Consider the following 17046-nt stretch of genomic DNA (forward strand, 5'->3'; position numbering starts at 1 on the left):
TCAGCCCCCCTTTTTAATCCTTTCCACGACATCCAAAACTGAGCGATACACCTGCTCAAGATCTTTGATCACTTTACTTCTCTCATTTCGCCCTTCCGAAACTCTCCATCGCTCTAGCTCGCCTTCGAGATAAGATAATGATCGCGTATGATCTGCCTCCCTCCAAGCCAAGAAATAACGACACCCGTTGTAACACTGAAAAAAAGGGTGCTTATTGCAAGTAGTTTTCTTCGAACACCCACCAACTACTGCGGGCTGCTCCGAAGACGGAATTAGAATCGGAGCACCTTTTCCTTCGGAGCTAATAGCACCTTGAAAAAAGAAGTCATTGAGACTTGAGAATAACCCTCCCAGCCTTCTTCCTACTTGATCAATTAAAGGACATAACTCTGAGGCTAAGCTGTCAATGTAAACCTGAACTGCATAAGGCGTACGATGTTCGAGTATATATTGAATTTCGTGAGCAGAAGCACCTAACATAGCCATCTGCGTAGCACCAGTATGCCTAATCCTATAGGGGGTTATTACGAGCGGCTTTAAAGTTCGTGGACTGATGATTTTCCTAGCCTTGAACCATTTATTTAAATTAACTCCAAGCCTACTTCGAAACCCAAATACTGAGGACACCAACAAGTATCCTGTTTCCTTCTGAGCCATACGCACGAAGTCGTGCGCTGAGTACTCGACAATTGCATGTGCCAACCCCCTTGTAATCGGCCACATTTCATCGCTCTGACCTGCCTGATACTTCGCTTTCGGTATCCTTAAGAAATATTGCGAGTCGTTACTAGAGCTGGGCCTCCATAACGCGTCAGACTCAATATCACCGACTTGTGATGGCCGCTTTAAAGTTTCGAATAGTATCCATGTATATAATCTCGACGTCGTCTCTGTTATCGTTTCGCCCATTTTCTTATTAATCATTTCTGTTCGCACGACTTCCTGCTCAGCTGCAGTCATTGCTCCTTTGGTTTCGTGCCATTGAAGTACCGCCAGCATAGGTTTAGCGCTTGAGAAAGTAAGAGCTTCTAATTCAATGGCAAAAGACTCATCAGCCCCACAAAAACCATGTATCGCGCAATACATGTAAAATTTTCTAAAGTGAGTCTTTAAATCCTTTCTATATTCAGCTAACAACATGATTAATTGAGGTAAACTAAGCGAAGAGAAATCTAGCCAGCCAGACTTCCAATTCGCTGCCAAATTTCGCATTAGCTTGTCCATACCGATTAAAACGGTCGGCACACAAGTTTCCAGCCGACTTATCGCGAATTGATAAGCGGCTGTCACGATACATTTAGGCAGTTCGAGACCAGTTAGATCCAGTTTGCAGTTCACACGGCGCCATCGACCTTGAATTACAGATTCTTCCACTTTTACAAATACAGGCTGCCTTTTCCCAGATTTAACATAAAGAGTTCCGAGGTCATCCCTGTAGTCCCCAAACTCGTCCATTTCGATGCTCATCCAGAAGCCCCCATTTGGTTAATTCTATTTAACTTTCGTAGAGCGCTATCACGTATTGCTCGACGAGCGTATATGCGAAGAGACTCAGAACTAGCCCACCCACCCATATAAACGATATGATCCATTTCAGTGGCGTTATCTTTTAAATTAGAGGCGGCTTCGTAAAGGCGGTTAAAGGTGGCATGCCTAAGAACATGCCAATGAAATTTGAATCCAACCTGCGCACTTATAGACGAAGCGATTTTGGTAGCTGCTGAACACGAAAGAGGTCGCGCCGAGCTTTTATCACCATGTTCAATAAAGATAAAATCGTGCCCCAAGAATATTGAAGCCCGCCTCTTACCCCCAACATCTGCGATTTTTACCCTATGGAAAGATATGTATTGCTCTAACAAAGCAAGCAAATCTTTATCACCAGGATCAAAATAGAGCAACCTAGACAAAGTTTTAACTTTTGGGTGATATGGCGACCTCGGATCTTGATACTCAGCACCGCGCTCATCTATTCTTGTAATTTCTAGTGATGGATGTGCACCGTTCAATTTTAAATCACTTAACCTCAGCGCCAAGGCTTCGCCAATACGCAAACCAAATGCTCGTATTAACCGATAGATCAGATAGTTTCTAACAGCAGAACTGTCTTCGTCACCGCTGTCTGATAGGGCATTGTGCAGAATCGCTTCAATATTACATAACTGTTCATCCGTGATATTAGGAGCGATGGGATCATTGGTATTCCCTGACATGCACCGAAGCCAGCATAATTCATGCGCCTTAATAAGCTCATGGAAATTATAGTTTACACCCAAACCTCTAGAGCTAATTGGCGCGCAGCTTTCAACAAACCATATTACAAACCTTTTACAGTTACCCATAATCTCACGAGGATAACCGCAAACTTGTTTACCATCCGTCTTTGACTTAATGTTTTTATCAAGCCAGTTTCCAAATTTTTTTATATCTTGGAAATCCACTCCACAACCCTTGAGTAACCGACACTCAAGGTCTGGCAGATTATTTTCCGCCCATGTAAACAAATAAGCTACGTGATGCAAAACAGTATTAATTGTCCCCTTATACCTACGACTACTTTTTGAGTAAGTCGCCTCGTATAAGCTTACACACATAGATGGGGAACTAGTTTCAGCATGCACGAGCATGCACCTGGACAACACACCCACCTTGAACTTATGAACAACAAAAGTCAGACTTACGACCCTAGATATAGAGGACATATTATTTTATTACGCCGTAGGAATAAAACACTGCACCGAGGCGTTCAAAACTATTGAAGAAGCGTATTCTCTGAATATATCGCGCCACCAAGCAAACACTCTCAACATGCCGATAGCAAACGATATACCGTAGAAATATATTAAACCTTTCAATGAGCTGAGAGAAAAACACACCGCGAATCTCGCTAAGACTCGACGAATGTATGCAAACGGACTGGAAATTGAATAGCAGCATGGCCTCGTACTCGACAAGTTAAAAGTCGTGGGTACGGATGCGGGGCCGCGGGCGATCCCGTCGTCTTACCGCTAACCATGCTCCTTATGCGCTGCACTGGCGCAATGTTTACCTTAGCTCACCTCGCCAATCGAGCAAGGCTGCAAAAGGCTAAAACGTTCCGATTAGCGCACCTCAAGTGGACACTACGCGTTCCGCTAAATCATGGATAAAGCCGAAGCCGATCGTCACGACAAGATGCTCGAACTCGCCGAGCGCCTGGCTGAGGTGCTGCAAAAGGCGGTGCCTTCGTTGACTGAACAGCAGGTCGAGGAAGCCGGTATCTACATGGCCAAGAACCGCGATGTGTTTGCCCGGGCGTTCAAGAGCCAGCCGGATGCGTTGGCGGAGTTGCTTGAGGGTGGTGGCGAGGAATAAGTTTTGGGGGGCCTGTTCTGGCCTCTTCGCGGGCAAGCCCGCTCCCACAGGTACAGCGCTTAACCTGAGAACAGCGCAATCCCTGTGGGAGCGGGCTTGCCCGCGAAGAGGCCAGAACAGACAACATCAAACCCGGATCATCCGTAAAGCAACCGCTCGGCCAACATCTGCGCCACCCGCGCCGGTGAGCGTTTCTCCGCCTGAGCATGCGCGAACACTTCCGTCAGCCGCGTAGGAATGCGTGCCAGATGCGCAGTGATGGTGCCCAGGTCTTCGCCACGATGTCTCAGCGCCACATAGATCAAGCCACCGGCATTGATCACATAATCAGGCGCATACAGAATTCCGCGTTTTTCCAACTGATCGGCCACTTGCAAGGTGGTCAGCTGGTTGTTCGCCGCACCCGCCACCGCTGCGCAACGCAGCTGCATCACGCTTTGGCCATTGAGTACCGGGCCAACACCACAAGGCGCGAAAATATCGCAGGGCGTGCTGATCAAGGCGTCATTGATCACCGGATGGGCATTGAACTGCTCCACCGCCAGGCGCACTTTGCCAGGGTCCAAGTCACTGACCAGTAATTCCGCACCCGCCGCATGCAGCTGCTCAGCCAATGCATAACCGACATTGCCCAACCCTTGTACCGCAACCCGCAAACCTTCGAGATTGTCGCTACCCAGACGCGCCATCGAAGTCGCGCGAATCCCGGCAAATACGCCCATGGCTGCATGCGGTGAGGGATCGCCCGAGGCAGTGGTGCTGGTGACATGCGGGGTGGTTTGGGCAATGCAGTCCATGTCCAGGGTCGAGGTGCCACTGTCGACGGCGGTAATGAAACGCCCCTGCAAGCTGTCGACAAATCGCCCGAATGCCTCGAACAGCGCCGCGCGGTTTTCCACATGCGGGTTACGCACGATGACTGCTTTACCGCCGCCCACCGGTAGCCCCGCCAACGCCGCTTTGTAGCTCATGCCTTGGGCCAGGCGAATAGCGTCGGTCATGGCGCTTTCGTCATCGGCGTACGGCAAGTAGCGGCAGCCGCCCAAAGCCGGGCCCAGCTGCTCGCTGTGGATGACCACCACCGCCTTGAGGCCGGTAGGTGGGTCAATGAACAGGTGCAGAGACTGAGTGCGGGTGCTTTGCATGAGCGCGAACATCAACGGGCTCCCCGAAGAGGTGCTCCACACAGTATAGGCAGCCCACAAGCCCATGTATCGCAGCCGGACCACTGGACGAAACCGCGCGCCAGAGCTAATAGTTAAGCGTGTTGGGAGATTTTCATGAAGCCACGTCAAGCCTGCCTGGCCTGCCTGGAACGCGAGCCGGTCGCCCTGCTGGAAGCCTCGTTATGGATTGCCGCCGAGCACGACCGCAGCGTCGAGCCCGCGGACAGCCTTGCCCGGCTCAATGACCTGCAACGAGAGATCAATGCCAGTCTGCCGATGCTGCCAGTCAGCGAACTGGCGCAACCGCTGCTGCGCCAGCTCACTGCATTAGGCTTTGCCCAGGACGAATACCACCCGCTGCGGCCGCATGCGGCATTAATGGACAAGGTCTTGCTGCGCCGTCGTGGCCAACCGCTGGTGCTGGCGATTCTGGCGCTGGAGCTGGCCAGGCGTTTGTCGATCCCGCTGGAAGGGGTGAACTTTCCCGGTCATTTCCTGCTGCGAGTACCCGGCGCCGACCACTTGCTCGACCCGTGTGGCGGACGCCGTCTGTATCCGGCTGAATGCCGCCAGCTGTTGGCCCGCCAGTTCGGCCCGCAAGTCGCGCTGAGCGCCGACCACATGCAAGTGGCCAGCCCTAGGCAGATGCTGCAACGGCTGTCGCGTAACCTGCGCCAGTTGCACATCAGCAACGACAACGACCTGGCGGCACTGATCGATGCCGAGCGGGTGATGCAGTTGGGGCCGGTGCTGGTCAGCGACTACCTGGCGCGGGCAACGCTGTATCAGCGCCTGGATTGCCCGCAGGCCGAACGCTTCGATCTGGAGCATGCTCTACTGCTGACCGACGACCCCGTGCAGCGGGTGAAACTGAGCGAGCGGCTGGGCCATCTACCCGCCAGCAACCAGTCGATTCACTGAGCCGGGGTGTCTGGCTGCTGGGCGGGATGCGCCTGGACGAAGGCCGGATGCTGCTGGGCCAGCGCCGCTACCCGGCGGATTCGTGGGTACGCAGTGAGCTCGACATTGAACCGTTCGGCCGCGTACAGCTGGGGGATCAGATAGAGATCGGCCAACCCCGGCGTCTCGCCGAAGCAGAAGCCGTTATCACCGATCAACTGCTCCACAGCCGCCAAACCCTGGCCAATCCAGTGGCCAATCCACTGATTGACCTGCCCTTCGTCATGGCCCAACTGGCGCAGCTGGTTGAGCACACTGACGTTGTGCAGCGGGTGAATATCGCAGCCAATCAACGCCGCCACCCCGCGCACCTTGGCCCGCGCCTCAGGCGCAGCGGGCAACAGCGCCGGCTGCGGATAGACCTCTTCCAGGTACTCGATAATCGCCGGGGACTGCACCAGCACCTCACCACTGTCAGTCCGTAGCGCCGGCACTCGCCCTTGAGGGTTCACCGCCCGATAATCATCCGCGCGGTGCTCGCCCTCGAGTAGGTTGACCGGCAGGGCCTGGTAATCCAGACCCTTTAGCGCCAGGGCAATGCGCACCCGGTAGGAGGAGGTGGAACGGAAATAAGTGAACAGCTCCATCACCCTACCCTCTTAGTTAGCCGCGACGACCTTGCCGCGGCATTCGCCGAAGCCGATGCTGGCCACGCCATCCTTGCTGCAGCGCGCACGCAGGATGATCTCGTCACCATCTTCAAGGAACTTGCGCACCTCGCCGCTGGCCAATTCGATTGGCTGCTTGCCGCCTTCGGTGATCTCCAGCAGGCTGCCGAACGAGCCTGGTTGGGCACCGGACAGGGTGCCCGAGCCGAACAGGTCACCCGGCTGCAACTGGCAGCCGTTGACGCTGTGGTGCGCGACCATCTGCGCCACGGTCCAGTACATGCTGCGGGTGTTGCTCAGGGTCAAGCGATGCGCCGGCAAGCCTTGCTCGCGCATGCGCTCGGTGATCAGCAGCACTTCCAGTTCGATGTCGAAGGCGCCATTGGCCTGGTCGCGTTTATCCAGCAGGTACGACAGCGGCTGCGGATCGCCTTCAGGGCGTGCCGGCTGGGCGCAGCGGAACGGCTCCAGGGCTTCGGCAGTAATCACCCAAGGCGACAGGCTGGTGATGAAGCTCTTGGACAGGAATGGCCCCAGCGGCTGGTATTCCCAGGCCTGGATATCGCGCGCCGACCAGTCGTTGAGCAGGCAGTAGCCCGCCACGTGCTCGGCGGCATCGCCGATGGCGATCGACTCGCCCATAGGGTTGCCCTGGCCGATCCAGATGCCCAGTTCCAGCTCGTAGTCCAGGCGTGCACAAGGGCCGAAAACGGGCTCAGTCTGGCCGGCTGGCAGGGTCTGGCCCTTGGGCCGGCGCACCTCGGTGCCGGAGGGGCGCAGGGTCGAGGCGCGGCCGTGATAACCGATCGGGACGTACTTGTAGTTAGGCAGCAGCGGGTTGTCGGGGCGAAACAGCTTGCCAACGTTCTTGGCGTGCTCGATACCGACGTAGAAATCGGTGTAGTCGCCAACCTTGGCCGGCAGGTGCAGCTGGCACTCGCTGGCTGGATACAGCGCCGACGTGAGCGCAGCCTGGTGCTCGCTGTGCTCGCCGAGCAGCGCCAGCAGACGCTCACGCAAGGCCACCCGAGCGCTGCGGCCGAGGGCGAAATAGGCGTTCAGCGCACCACCTTGGGTCGCCTGTGCAGCTTCTTTGGCCTGACCCTCGAACAGTCCGGCAGCGAGCACCGCGTCCAGGTCGAGGATCGCATCACCAATGGCCACGCCGCAGCGCAAGGCTTCACCCGGGCGGCTGAAGATGCCCAGCGGCAGGTTTTGCAGAGGGAAATCGCGATGGCCGTTGGCGTGCTCGACCCAGCTACGGGCGATGGCGGTCTGGTTCATGGGTTATCTCCGGTTCGGGTTGAAGGTGCTCGGCAAGGTGGCCCAGCAACTATCGTAGTCGGCCTGCAATTGCGGGCATTCAAGGGCTTGCTGACTCGGACGCAGCACTTGGCTGGTCTCGAACATGAAGGCCATGGTGTTGTCGATTTTCTGCGGGGCAAGCTCGGCGCTGATGGCTTTGCTGCAGGTCTCGGCGTCCGGGCCGTGGGCGCTCATCACCCCATGCAGCGAAGCGCCGCCGGGCAGGAAGCCTTCGGCCTTGGCATCGTAGGCACCCTGGATCAGGCCCATGAACTCATTCATCAGGTTGCGGTGGAACCAGGGTGGACGGAAGGTATTCTCGGCCACCATCCAGCGCGGTGGGAAAATCACGAAGTCCATGTTGGCCAGACCGTGAACGCTGGTCGGCGAGGTCAATACCGTGAAGATCGAAGGGTCTGGGTGATCGAAGCTGACCGTGCCAATGGTGTTGAAACGGCGCAGGTCGTACTTGTACGGCACGTTGCTGCCATGCCAGGCGACCACGTCCAGCGGCGAGTGCTGCAGCTCGCAGGCCCAGTGTTCGCCGAGGAACTTCTGCACCAGCTGCACCGGGCCGCTGGTCTCTTCGTAGTGTGCCACCGGGGTGAGGAAGTCACGCGGGTTGGCCAGGCCGTTGCTGCCAATCGGGCCGAGGTCGGGCAGGCGTAGCGGTGCGCCGTGGTTCTCGGCGATATAGCCACGCGCTTGGCCATCGAGCAGTTCGACGCGAAACTTCATGCCTCGCGGGATTACCGCGATTTCCAGCGGTTCGACTTGCATCACGCCCAATTCAGTGGCGATACGCAGGCGGCCCTGCTCGGGCACCAGCAGCAGCTCGCCATCGGCGTTGAAGAACACCCGCTCCATCGAACGGTTGGCGCGGTAGATGTAGATGCTCACGCCCGCAGGTTTATCGGTCGCCGAGTTGGCCACCATCGGCAGCCAGCCCTCGATGAAATCGGTCGGCTCGCTGGGAATCGGCTGCGGGCTCCAGCGCAGGCGGTTAGGCGTAACCGCTCCAAGTGAGCCTGCCAGCGGCTGGCGTTCCAGCCGCTCGAAGCGCGGGTGCAGCGCCGAGGGACGAATGCGGTACAGCCAGGTGCGGCGCAGCTCGCTACGGGTCATGGTGAACGCGGTGCCCGACAACAGCTCGGCGTACAGGCCATAGGGCGCTTTTTGCGGCGAGTTCTGCCCGACCGGCAGAGCGCCAGGCAGCGCCTCGCTGGCGAATTCGTTGCCGAAGCCGCTCAGGTAGTCGATTGCGGGGGACGTGTCGCGAGTCATCGATGCCTCCGGGCTCGAAGCGAGCCATGCTGGCAGCTGCTGCCAGCTCAATTGCCCATGCGGCAAGCACCGGTAGCGCGTCTGCATTGTTTTTATCGTAATCAGATTACGAATAACGTAATTTGATTGCATCAAGGCGTCAAGCTATAAAGACGCCCTCAGTCTTCCCCGGATGCCCAGCCCCATGACCACCGCCCGCAACCCTGCCGACACCGGCAAGCAGAAGGTCCGCTCGGCGGAAGTCGGTACCGACATCCTCAAGGCGCTCGCCGAACTGTCGCCCTCAACCTCGCTGTCGCGCCTGGCCGAACACGTGCAGATGCCTGCCAGCAAGGTCCATCGCTACTTGCAGGCGCTGATCTCCAGCGGCTTTGCCGAGCAGGACCCAAGCACCAACCACTATGGGCTGGGACGTGAAGCACTGCGCGTGGGGATGGCGGCGCTGGGCAGCATCGATGTGCTCAAGGTGGCCGCACTGCCGCTGTCGCAATTGCGCGACGAGCTCAATGAGAGCTGCTTCATCGCGGTGTGGGGGAATCAGGGGGCAACGGTGGTCAGTATCGAGCCGGCGGTGCGTGCGGTAACCGTGGTGACCCAGATCGGCTCAGTGTTGCCGCTGCTCAGCTCGTCGACCGGACTGGTGTTCGCCGCTCATCTGCCGGCGCGCGAGACGCAGGATTTGCTGGAGCGGGAGCTGGCGGTGCTCAAGCAAAGCGCCAGTGATTATGACCCCCTGCTGGAGGGGATACGCGAGCGTGGCCTGCACCATGTGCACGGCTTGCTGATGCCGGGGGTGGATGCCCTGTCAGCGCCGGTATTCAACGCCATGGGCCAGATCGCTGCGGTGATGACTGTGGTCGGCCCGACTTCGATCTTCCACGCCGATGAGCAGGGCCCAGCGGCGCAGCGCCTGCTGGCTGCCGTGGAGGCAGTCAGCAGGCGGATGGGTTATCAGCGCGAGCCCGGGATTTGAATGCCTAGACGGCTGTCATGCCGCTGGCCGCTGCCTAACGCATTTCGCCAATAGCGGATCCCTCACGGCGACTGATCTTGCTCTCGTGCTCCAACACTTGCTCCGTGCCCCCCGCTTCACTGACTGCACGATGGGATATGGAGGATCGGGAACAAGCAACCCGGATCGATCAGCGAATCAAGGCCGCGCGATTATCACCCAAGATGTAATAGAGAATGTCAGAAGCGACTATTTTTCCCACAGGATCAAGCGCTTATTCTTATCTCACTGGTTAGCGCGAAGGGCCCTCCCCCCGCCTTTCGCGCCACCCCAGGTTCACCGACGTTGATTTTGAAGCTCCTTGATCTAACGTCTCGATTGGCCGCTGCGCTTGCAGCGGCCTTTTTTATGCCTGCAAGAATCTGCTGTTCAACTCAGCGGATATTTTTGCAGATTGGCCATCATTTGCTGCAACGCCTGCAAGCTGTCTTCGGGATGCAGCGCGCCTTCGAAATCACCAATCTGCGCCCAGTGATCGGCTACCTGTTCGGGGGTGAAGCCTTCACGCGGATCGAACCCTACGCCCACGCTGCGCTCCCAACGCACCTTGCCTACCCAACCACCGCCCACTTCGAACAATTGGCCACTGTCCTGGCACTGCTCGCTGCCCAGGTACACCACCAGCGGGCTGATCAGTTCGGGCTTCAAGCGCTCGAACACCTGCTGGGGAATCAGCCCTTCGGTCATCCGGGTACCACCGGTGGGGGCGATGGCATTGACCAGGATGCCGTGCTTGCGCCCTTCAATGGCCAAGGTTCGGGTCAGGCCATACAGACCGAGCTTGGCCATGCCGTAGTTAGCTTGGCCAAAATTGCCATAGATGCCCGAGGTCGAAGCGGTAAATATCACTCGCCCCCAGTTTTGCTCGCGCAGATGCGGCCAGGCAGCGTGAGTGACCTTGTAGGCGCCTTCGACATGAATCCGATAGACCTGGTCCCAGTCGGCGTCTTCCATCTTGTGGAAGGTCTTGTCGCGCAGGATGCCAGCGTTGTTCACCAGCACATCGACCCGGCCAAAGCTGTCCAAAGCCTGCTCGACGATGCGCCTGCCATCAGTGACCGAATCGTGGTTGGCCACGGCGGTGCCACCGGCGGCGCGAATCTCCTCGACCACCCGATCCGCCGCCGAGGCACTGGCGCCTTCGCCATGGGTGCTGCCGCCCAGGTCGTTGACCACCACCTTGGCGCCATGCGCGGCGAACAGCAGGGCATGGGCCCGGCCCAGACCACCACCGGCGCCGGTGACGATCACCACTCGATCTTGCAGACGTACGGGCTCGCTCATGCTCATGGCTCCACAGGGTGATTGGATTAAAGGCAGTGTCGGCCAGCCAAGTGCCCGGGACAATCAAGCGCACTGGGGCTGAATGATGGGCGATAAGACAGGCCGATGGTTGCCACCGGCCTGCACTCTGGCGCTACGACCAGGCGACCTTTTGCGGCAGATAGCTCATCGGCTGCTCACGAAAGGCCAGGTAGTGGCGCAGCACCTGTACCGGTGCTTCGATGTGCGGATAGTGGCCTATGCCCTGCAGCAGCACGGTGTCCGGATCGGGCACCTGCTGGCGATAAGCCTCGACCATGTGCGCGCCGGACAAAGGATCGACGGCACCGTTGATAAAGCGTAGCGGCACCCCGTCATGTTGCAGCGCCCCCACCCAGCGCTCGCGGTAAAAACGCCGCTCCGGGACGAAACTCATCAACTTGTGCAGGATCCGCGTGCCTCGGTTGGAAACAATCAGGCTCCAGCTGTCATCCAGTGCGCTCTCGCTGGGGTGGGTGCAAGGGCCATACACCTGGGTGACATTGCGCACCAGATCGTCGCGGCCAAACGAGCGCCCCACCAACCAGCCCAGTGGGCTGAGCAACAGCTTCTGCACCAGCAGCAACGGGCAGCGCTCGGGGAACAAGGCGCTGTTGAGGAATACGCAGCTGGCGATCTCGGCGCGCCCTTCGTGATGGCGCGCGAGCAGCTCCTGGGCCACGCTGCCACCGTAGTCGTGGGCCAGCAGATGCGCGGGCTGATCGATCTTCAAATGAGCCAGCAACGCCAATTGCAGATCAGCCTGCTCCATCAGGCTGTAGCTGTGCCCCAGGGGCTTGGCGGAATCGCCGAAGCCGATCATGTCACAGGCGATAACGCGAAAACGCTGCGCAAGGGGCGCCCACAAGTAGTGCCAGTCCCAACTGGCGGTGGGGAAACCGTGGAGTAGTAGCAGTGGCTCTCCTTGCCCTGCTGTCCAGTAGCGGATGCTCTGGCCCCGGAATGAGAAACTCTGACCCCGGGTTCGCCAGACGCACAATGGAATTTCGGCCAAAGGCATCACAGTGGTCCCGGAAGGTAGGGGGTGAAGGAATACGGCAAGGCTGCGGTCATTGCATGTCACCTCGGCACTTACATGTGCTCTCTATGTCGCGTCGAGGCACAGTCTAGTCAGCGCGAGCAGTGGCGGAACTTACCTTGGCAGCCAGCTTGATGACCTAACAGGTCAGGTGTATGAACGGTCAGAGCAGCATCGCCAGCAAGGGCGCGGCAAACAGGTTGAGCAGCCCGGTCAAGACCATGACCAAGCCGGCCACAGAACCTTCTTCGCGGCCCACTTCCTGTGCCCGACTGACCCCGGCGCCATGCGCACCGACCCCGAACAACGCACCACGCGCCAGGGGCGTACGCAGCGGCAGGTAGCGCAACAGGATGCCGCCGAACATGGCGCCGAGCACGCCGGTGAACATCACGAACACCGCAGTCAGTTCCGGCACCCCACCCAAATCACGTGCCAAGGGCATGGCGAATGGCGTGGTGATAGAGCGCGGCAGCAACGACAGGCTGACCGAATCATCCAGCGCCAACCAATGGGCCAGACCCCAGGAGCTGGCAATCGATGCGGCACTTCCGGCCAACATCCCCACCAACAACGCCGGCCAGTGCCGCGCCAGCAATGCTTTCTGCTGCCAGATGGGGACGGCGAAGGCCACCGTCACCGGGCCCAGCACGCCCATCAGCCAGTGGGTATTGCGGGCATACTCGGCATAGGCGGTGTGCAACGGCAGCGCCACCGCCAACAACAAAGCCGGTACCAGGATCAACGGCGACAGCAAATAGCGCCCGCTGCGCCGGTACAGCCAGCGGCTGCCCAGATAAGCCAGCAAGGTCAGCACGAGCCAGAACAGCGGCATGGGCTCAAGACTCATGGCGCAGGCTCCAGCGGCAGACCAGCTCGACCGTCACCGCCGTGACCACCATCACCAGCAGGGTACTCACGGCGATCACCAGCAGAATGCGCCAACCCTCGTCGCGCAGCAGGCTGCCGTAGTCGAGCAGGCTCATCAGCGCAGGGATGAAGAACAGCAGCATCTCGGCCATCAGCCAGCCGGCGCCCAGTTGCAGCATGGCCGGCTTGAGAATACCGCTGGCAAACAACACCAGCAGCAGCGCCAGCCCCATCACCCCTCCGGGGATGGGCCAGCCGAACCACACGGCGAGCTGGCCGCCGAGCAGAAACAAAACGAGCAGCACCGCCAACTCAATCAGCAGGCGGGCGAATTTCTTCAACAACAGGGCGTTCATGGGGCGGGGTTCCTCGAGCAGGTGCCCATTGTAAAATTTGCCTGCCTAGGCCAGAAGCGAATTGTTAGACTGGAGACCATTCCAAAATGGAATTCAGAGCATGGAATTCAAACAACTGCGCAGCTTCATCGAGGTGGTGCACCGAGGTGGCTTCACCCAGGCTGCGCTGACCTTGCATATCAGCCAGTCCGCCGTGAGCAAGCAGGTCGCCCAGCTGGAGCAAGATGTGGGCCAGCCGCTGCTTGAGCGGCAGGGCTCGCAATTGCACCTGACAGCGGCTGGGCGGATTGTCCTGGAGCGCGGCGAGGCGCTGCTGCGCCAGCGTCAGGAACTGCAAAGCGAGTTGGATGACCTGAGCCAGATGGCCCGTGGTGAACTGCGCCTGGGCCTGCCACTGCTGGGTAGCGATGCGCTGTTCGCCGGATTGTTCGCCGAATACCGGCGCCGGCATCCGAACATCGCCATTCAACTGCTTGAAGGCGGCAGCCGCACGGTGGAGCAGGCGGTCAAAAGCGGCGAGCTGGAGCTGGGCGGTAGCCTGACGCCGAGCGATGGCGACTTTGAGTACCAACCGTTCTGCAATGAACCGCTGGATGCCTTGCTGCCGGCGGAACATCCACTTGCCGGGCTGGCTCAGGTCGAGTTGCGCCAGCTGGCCGATACACCGTTTTTGCTGTATCAGCGCAGTTTCGTGCTCAATGACCGCTTGCTGAGCGCCTGCCAGCAGGTGGGGTTCACCCCTAAAGAAGGCGGGCGCAGCGGCCAGGCGGACTTTCTTGCCGCGCTGGTTGCCGCTGGCCAAGGGGTGGTGTTGCTGCCCCGGGTGGTGGCACGGGCGCTGGAACGCCCTGGGGTGGTGCGCCTGCCGCTGTTGGCGCCGGACTATTTGCGTTGGGATATCGCTTTTATCTGGCGCCGCGGGGCGTACCTGTCACGGGCGGCGCAGGCCTGGTTGAAACTGTTGCGCGAGCAGGCTTGAGGCCAGCACCAGATTCAGCCCTTGAGGGCAGCCGCAAACTCCGCCAACCACGGCTCTGCATCGGTTTCCGGCGTCACGGTTTCGCTGGCATCCAAACGCAACATCGGCAGCACTTCATGCACGCCCAATTCAGCAAACAGCTCGCGCATCTGCTCGCCACCGCCGCAATAGGTGTCGCCATAGCTCGAATCACCCAGGCCGATCACCGCACCTGGCAAGCCGCGCCAGGCTGCCGGCAAGGTGTCGCGGAGGGTGCTGTACAGCGGCATCAGGTTATCCGGCAGCTCGCCCATGCCGGTGGTCGAGGTGACGGCCAAAAACGCCTCCGGGGCAAACCCTTGAATATCCTGCAGGGTAGCCCGCGCCGCGTGCCAGGCTTCATGGCCTGCCGCCTTGAGCAACGCTTGGGCATGACGAGCAACTTCTTCGGCGGTGCCATACACCGACCCGGAAATAATGGCGACTTTCATCTGAAAGAGGATTCCGAAACTGAGTGAAAACGTAGGATACTAGCATCCGGCGATAGCAAAAGGCCGCCTAAGCCGAAAGTCCCCTCCTCTGCCAATGGTCCGAAGATGATCAACGCGCAACTGCTGCAATCCATGATCGATGCCTCCAACGACGGGATCGTCGTCGCTGAACAAGAAGGCGATGAAGACACCATCCTGATCTACGTGAACGCGGCATTCGAACGCCTCACAGGCTTCGAACGCGATGAGATTCTCTACCAGGACTGCCGCTTCCTGCAGGGCGACGATCGCGATCAGCTTGCCCGCTCGCGCATTCGCAAAGCCTTGAAAGAAGGCCAGCCGTGCCGTGAAGTGCTGCGCAACTACCGCAAGGATGGCAGCGCGTTCTGGAACGAACTGTCGATCACCCCGGTACACAACGCCGCTGAAAACCGTACCTATTTCATTGGTATCCAGAAGGACGTCAGCCGTCAGGTCGAGCTGCAACGTGAGCTGGATAAAGTGCGCGCCCGCCTGGCTGAACTGGAATCTCAACTGCACGCTTGAACCAAGCGCCTCGGACGCGGTCAATCACGTTGAAGAAATCGCCACTCTCGAGCTCGATCATGCACGCAAACGCCCTCCTGACCCAGGACGAAATGGATTTCATCCAGGATATGCAGCATTCGCCGCAGTTGAACCTGGCCGACTCCATGTCGAGCCTACTGGTCAATGGCGACCGGCAGATCCAGCAGTTGCTGACCCGCCTGGTGGCCAATGAACAGGTCACCCTGCAGGCGCAGTTCAACAACCAGCAGATCAGCTTCCCGCTGCAATTGGTCGAGGACGAATTCCACGCCCTGCACTTGCAGGTAGGTTCACCGGAAATCTACGAAGATGGCCCGATGCTGCGCCCTTGGCGGCTGTCGATGGAACAACCTTCGGCGCTGCTGGGCGAGCACGGCGAACACAGCGGCTTGTGGGTCAGGGACATCTCGTTCAAGGGCGCACTGGTGGAAATCCGCGGTGTGGCCAAAGCGCCATCACGTTTCGACCTGCGTTTCGCTCCCGAAGGCATCCCGGCGATCGGCCTGCATGGCGTGCTGCGCCGACGCATTGGCCGCGACCTGGCCGCCTACGACCTCAGCCGCAGCCCAGCGCACGAGATCGAGCGCCTGCGTGAGTACATCCTCCAGGCCCACCGCCTGGCCCACCCCGAGCTGCATACTCAGGTATCGAGCTGACCCGCCAGGTACTGGCGTAGGCGCTTACGCATCAGGCTGCCATCGGCGCCCAGGCAAGCCACTGGGCTGCCGGCCAGATGATCCTGGGCCATTTCTGCCGCTTCTCCAGCCAGCAATAGCGGACAGCCAAGGCCCAACACCCATCGCGCCAGTCGCTTGCCCAACTCAGCGGTAGGCTGTTGGTTAGAAAACAGCACCAATGCATCCGGGCTCAAGCGTTCGCAAACCAGCGTCAGCTCATCCAGTGGCTGCCCTGGCGCCAGCACCACCACGCTCACTTCATCACTGCTCAGCAGCAAGCCTGCGACCAGCAGCTCAAGCTCCAGCGCGCCTGAACTCAGTGGCGCCAGCACTATCTGCTGCCTGCGCGGCCCACGCACCAGTTGCAGGCGCATCAGCACCCGCCCCCGCAGAAACTGGTCGAGAAACGCCCACTCGCTCATTTGTCCAAAATTTGCGTGACCCGCACGCAGGCTGTGCCAGACCGGCATGAACACCTCATCGAACACCTGATCCAGGGCATTGCTGGCGAACACCTGGTCAAACAGCCGATCAAGACTGGCGCCGTCAAAGCGCTGCACAGCTTCACGCACTTGGGTGCGCCAGCGCAGGCGTTCATCGGCGCTGCTAGCGGCCCAGCCGTCCTGCGCCAACGCCTGACCGCGGGCCAGGATGCTGCCGACCTTGCTCACGGCCACACCGCGCTCCAGCCAACCCAGGATGCTGCGGATATCGTCGATGTCCGCTTGGGAATACAGGCGATGGCCGCTGTCGGTGCGAGTCGGCTGGATCAATCCGTAACGGCGCTCCCACGCGCGCAGGGTCACAGGGTTAACGCCAGTCAACTTCGACACCTCGCGGATCGGATACAGCTGCTGGTAGTCCAGATCAGCTGCGCTGGTTGAGGCCGATAGCTGCTTGTTCATGCGCCCAGATGACCCTGTCTCAGGTAATTGAAAGGCATTCTACGCCCGCTTGGGCAAAGAGTTCAGATTATCCCGTTCGCCGCCTGAAACTGACGGGTCATGAAATATCCGCGATAATCGCGCCCGATTCTTGCAAGCCTGCTTGCGTCGCCCACCACCCCGGGCGACGAAGCCAAGGGGCCAGCTACCCGC

The 17046-nt window shown here is 59.1% G+C and carries 18 protein-coding genes; 6 read left to right on the forward strand and 12 right to left on the reverse strand.

Annotated features, from left to right (window positions below):
* Positions 1 to 1467: a site-specific integrase gene (locus HU737_RS18250; RefSeq protein ID WP_186553753.1), complete on the reverse strand. Its 1467-nt coding sequence runs from the start codon at positions 1465 to 1467 to the stop codon at positions 1 to 3.
* Positions 1464 to 2441, reverse strand: a complete 978-nt coding sequence (locus HU737_RS18255) for a site-specific integrase (RefSeq protein WP_186553752.1) — start codon at positions 2439 to 2441, stop codon at positions 1464 to 1466. Before HU737_RS18255 ends, HU737_RS18250 begins: the two co-directional genes overlap by 4 nt.
* A 700-nt stretch (positions 2442 to 3141) precedes the next feature.
* On the opposite strand from HU737_RS18255, the gene HU737_RS18260 reads away from it, so the two are divergent.
* Positions 3142 to 3354 (forward strand): YebG family protein, encoded by a 213-nt coding sequence (locus HU737_RS18260; protein WP_186553751.1) that lies wholly within the window; start codon positions 3142 to 3144, stop codon positions 3352 to 3354.
* A 137-nt stretch (positions 3355 to 3491) separates the two neighbouring features.
* Here the strand turns inward: HU737_RS18260 and HU737_RS18265 are convergent, their stop codons facing one another.
* Complete coding sequence (locus HU737_RS18265; protein ID WP_186553750.1) at positions 3492 to 4511, reverse strand: Leu/Phe/Val dehydrogenase; 1020 nt, start codon at positions 4509 to 4511, stop codon at positions 3492 to 3494.
* Positions 4512 to 4634: 123 nt separating this feature from the next.
* Here HU737_RS18265 and HU737_RS18270 point away from each other — a divergent pair, with 123 nt between their 5' ends.
* On the forward strand, positions 4635 to 5441 hold the full coding sequence (locus tag HU737_RS18270) for a SirB1 family protein (protein WP_186553749.1): 807 nt from the start codon (positions 4635 to 4637) through the stop codon (positions 5439 to 5441).
* Here the strand turns inward: HU737_RS18270 and maiA are convergent.
* The 3 genes from maiA to hmgA are packed head-to-tail and all read right to left on the reverse strand — an operon-like array spanning position 5435 to position 8677.
* Positions 5435 to 6067, reverse strand: coding sequence for a maleylacetoacetate isomerase (maiA, locus tag HU737_RS18275; protein ID WP_186553748.1), 633 nt, complete (start codon positions 6065 to 6067; stop codon positions 5435 to 5437). The two genes, HU737_RS18270 and maiA, sit on opposite strands and share 7 nt — an antisense overlap.
* Before the next feature lie 12 nt (positions 6068 to 6079).
* A complete protein-coding gene (gene fahA / locus HU737_RS18280; RefSeq protein WP_186553747.1) occupies positions 6080 to 7372 on the reverse strand; it encodes a fumarylacetoacetase in 1293 nt (430 codons plus the stop codon).
* A 3-nt stretch (positions 7373 to 7375) separates the two neighbouring features.
* Entirely contained in the window at positions 7376 to 8677 is a 1302-nt protein-coding gene (gene hmgA, locus HU737_RS18285) for a homogentisate 1,2-dioxygenase (protein WP_186553746.1), read from the reverse strand.
* A 184-nt stretch (positions 8678 to 8861) separates the two neighbouring features.
* On the opposite strand from hmgA, the gene HU737_RS18290 reads away from it, so the two are divergent.
* The gene (locus HU737_RS18290; protein WP_186553745.1) at positions 8862 to 9650 is read left to right on the forward strand and encodes an IclR family transcriptional regulator; all 789 of its coding nucleotides are present in this window, start codon (positions 8862 to 8864) and stop codon (positions 9648 to 9650) included.
* Between the two features lie 408 nt (positions 9651 to 10058).
* On the opposite strand, the gene HU737_RS18295 is transcribed toward HU737_RS18290, so the two are convergent.
* From HU737_RS18295 to HU737_RS18310, 4 genes are all read right to left on the reverse strand, one after another.
* Entirely contained in the window at positions 10059 to 10973 is a 915-nt protein-coding gene (locus HU737_RS18295; protein ID WP_186553744.1) for an SDR family oxidoreductase, read from the reverse strand.
* A gap of 133 nt (positions 10974 to 11106) precedes the next feature.
* Entirely contained in the window at positions 11107 to 12012 is a 906-nt protein-coding gene (locus HU737_RS18300; protein ID WP_186553743.1) for an alpha/beta fold hydrolase, read from the reverse strand.
* A gap of 181 nt (positions 12013 to 12193) precedes the next feature.
* Positions 12194 to 12880: an LrgB family protein gene (locus HU737_RS18305; RefSeq protein ID WP_186553742.1), complete on the reverse strand. Its 687-nt coding sequence runs from the start codon at positions 12878 to 12880 to the stop codon at positions 12194 to 12196.
* A complete protein-coding gene (locus HU737_RS18310) occupies positions 12870 to 13256 on the reverse strand; it encodes a CidA/LrgA family protein (protein WP_186553741.1) in 387 nt (128 codons plus the stop codon). Before HU737_RS18310 ends, HU737_RS18305 begins: the two co-directional genes overlap by 11 nt.
* A 100-nt stretch (positions 13257 to 13356) precedes the next feature.
* Here HU737_RS18310 and HU737_RS18315 point away from each other — a divergent pair, with 100 nt between their 5' ends.
* Complete coding sequence (locus HU737_RS18315) at positions 13357 to 14235, forward strand: LysR family transcriptional regulator (protein WP_186553740.1); 879 nt, start codon at positions 13357 to 13359, stop codon at positions 14233 to 14235.
* Between the two features lie 14 nt (positions 14236 to 14249).
* On the opposite strand, the gene HU737_RS18320 is transcribed toward HU737_RS18315, so the two are convergent.
* Complete coding sequence (locus HU737_RS18320) at positions 14250 to 14705, reverse strand: flavodoxin (protein WP_186553739.1); 456 nt, start codon at positions 14703 to 14705, stop codon at positions 14250 to 14252.
* Between the two features lie 105 nt (positions 14706 to 14810).
* On the opposite strand from HU737_RS18320, the gene HU737_RS18325 reads away from it, so the two are divergent.
* Positions 14811 to 15251 carry a PAS domain S-box protein gene (locus HU737_RS18325; protein WP_186553738.1) on the forward strand — a complete coding sequence of 147 codons (441 nt, stop codon included), beginning with the start codon at positions 14811 to 14813 and terminating at the stop codon, positions 15249 to 15251.
* Positions 15252 to 15310: 59 nt separating this feature from the next.
* Complete coding sequence (locus HU737_RS18330; protein WP_186553737.1) at positions 15311 to 15928, forward strand: hypothetical protein; 618 nt, start codon at positions 15311 to 15313, stop codon at positions 15926 to 15928.
* Here HU737_RS18330 and HU737_RS18335 read toward each other — a convergent pair.
* Positions 15913 to 16854 (reverse strand): MerR family transcriptional regulator, encoded by a 942-nt coding sequence (locus HU737_RS18335; protein ID WP_186553736.1) that lies wholly within the window; start codon positions 16852 to 16854, stop codon positions 15913 to 15915. The two genes, HU737_RS18330 and HU737_RS18335, sit on opposite strands and share 16 nt — an antisense overlap.
* Positions 16855 to 17046 lie beyond the last annotated feature (192 nt).

Origin of the sequence: Pseudomonas urmiensis (assembly GCF_014268815.2) — a bacterium.
In the GTDB taxonomy this organism is placed as follows: Bacteria; Pseudomonadota; Gammaproteobacteria; order Pseudomonadales; family Pseudomonadaceae; genus Aquipseudomonas; species Aquipseudomonas urmiensis.

Bases quoted from the DNA above. Each gene is read 5' to 3' on its own strand.
- HU737_RS18250 (WP_186553753.1), bottom strand. From the start codon at position 1,467: ATGAGCATCGAAATGGACGAGTTTGGGGACTACAGGGATGACCTCGGA.
- HU737_RS18260 (WP_186553751.1), top strand. From the start codon at position 3,142: ATGGATAAAGCCGAAGCCGATCGTCACGACAAGATGCTCGAACTCGCC.
- HU737_RS18265 (WP_186553750.1), bottom strand. From the start codon at position 4,511: ATGTTCGCGCTCATGCAAAGCACCCGCACTCAGTCTCTGCACCTGTTC.
- HU737_RS18270 (WP_186553749.1), top strand. From the start codon at position 4,635: ATGAAGCCACGTCAAGCCTGCCTGGCCTGCCTGGAACGCGAGCCGGTC.
- maiA (WP_186553748.1), bottom strand. From the start codon at position 6,067: ATGGAGCTGTTCACTTATTTCCGTTCCACCTCCTCCTACCGGGTGCGC.
- fahA (WP_186553747.1), bottom strand. From the start codon at position 7,372: ATGAACCAGACCGCCATCGCCCGTAGCTGGGTCGAGCACGCCAACGGC.
- hmgA (WP_186553746.1), bottom strand. From the start codon at position 8,677: ATGACTCGCGACACGTCCCCCGCAATCGACTACCTGAGCGGCTTCGGC.
- HU737_RS18290 (WP_186553745.1), top strand. From the start codon at position 8,862: ATGACCACCGCCCGCAACCCTGCCGACACCGGCAAGCAGAAGGTCCGC.
- HU737_RS18295 (WP_186553744.1), bottom strand. From the start codon at position 10,973: ATGAGCGAGCCCGTACGTCTGCAAGATCGAGTGGTGATCGTCACCGGC.
- HU737_RS18300 (WP_186553743.1), bottom strand. From the start codon at position 12,012: ATGCCTTTGGCCGAAATTCCATTGTGCGTCTGGCGAACCCGGGGTCAG.
- HU737_RS18305 (WP_186553742.1), bottom strand. From the start codon at position 12,880: ATGAGTCTTGAGCCCATGCCGCTGTTCTGGCTCGTGCTGACCTTGCTG.
- HU737_RS18310 (WP_186553741.1), bottom strand. From the start codon at position 13,256: ATGAACGCCCTGTTGTTGAAGAAATTCGCCCGCCTGCTGATTGAGTTG.
- HU737_RS18315 (WP_186553740.1), top strand. From the start codon at position 13,357: ATGGAATTCAAACAACTGCGCAGCTTCATCGAGGTGGTGCACCGAGGT.
- HU737_RS18320 (WP_186553739.1), bottom strand. From the start codon at position 14,705: ATGAAAGTCGCCATTATTTCCGGGTCGGTGTATGGCACCGCCGAAGAA.
- HU737_RS18325 (WP_186553738.1), top strand. From the start codon at position 14,811: ATGATCAACGCGCAACTGCTGCAATCCATGATCGATGCCTCCAACGAC.
- HU737_RS18330 (WP_186553737.1), top strand. From the start codon at position 15,311: ATGCACGCAAACGCCCTCCTGACCCAGGACGAAATGGATTTCATCCAG.
- HU737_RS18335 (WP_186553736.1), bottom strand. From the start codon at position 16,854: ATGAACAAGCAGCTATCGGCCTCAACCAGCGCAGCTGATCTGGACTAC.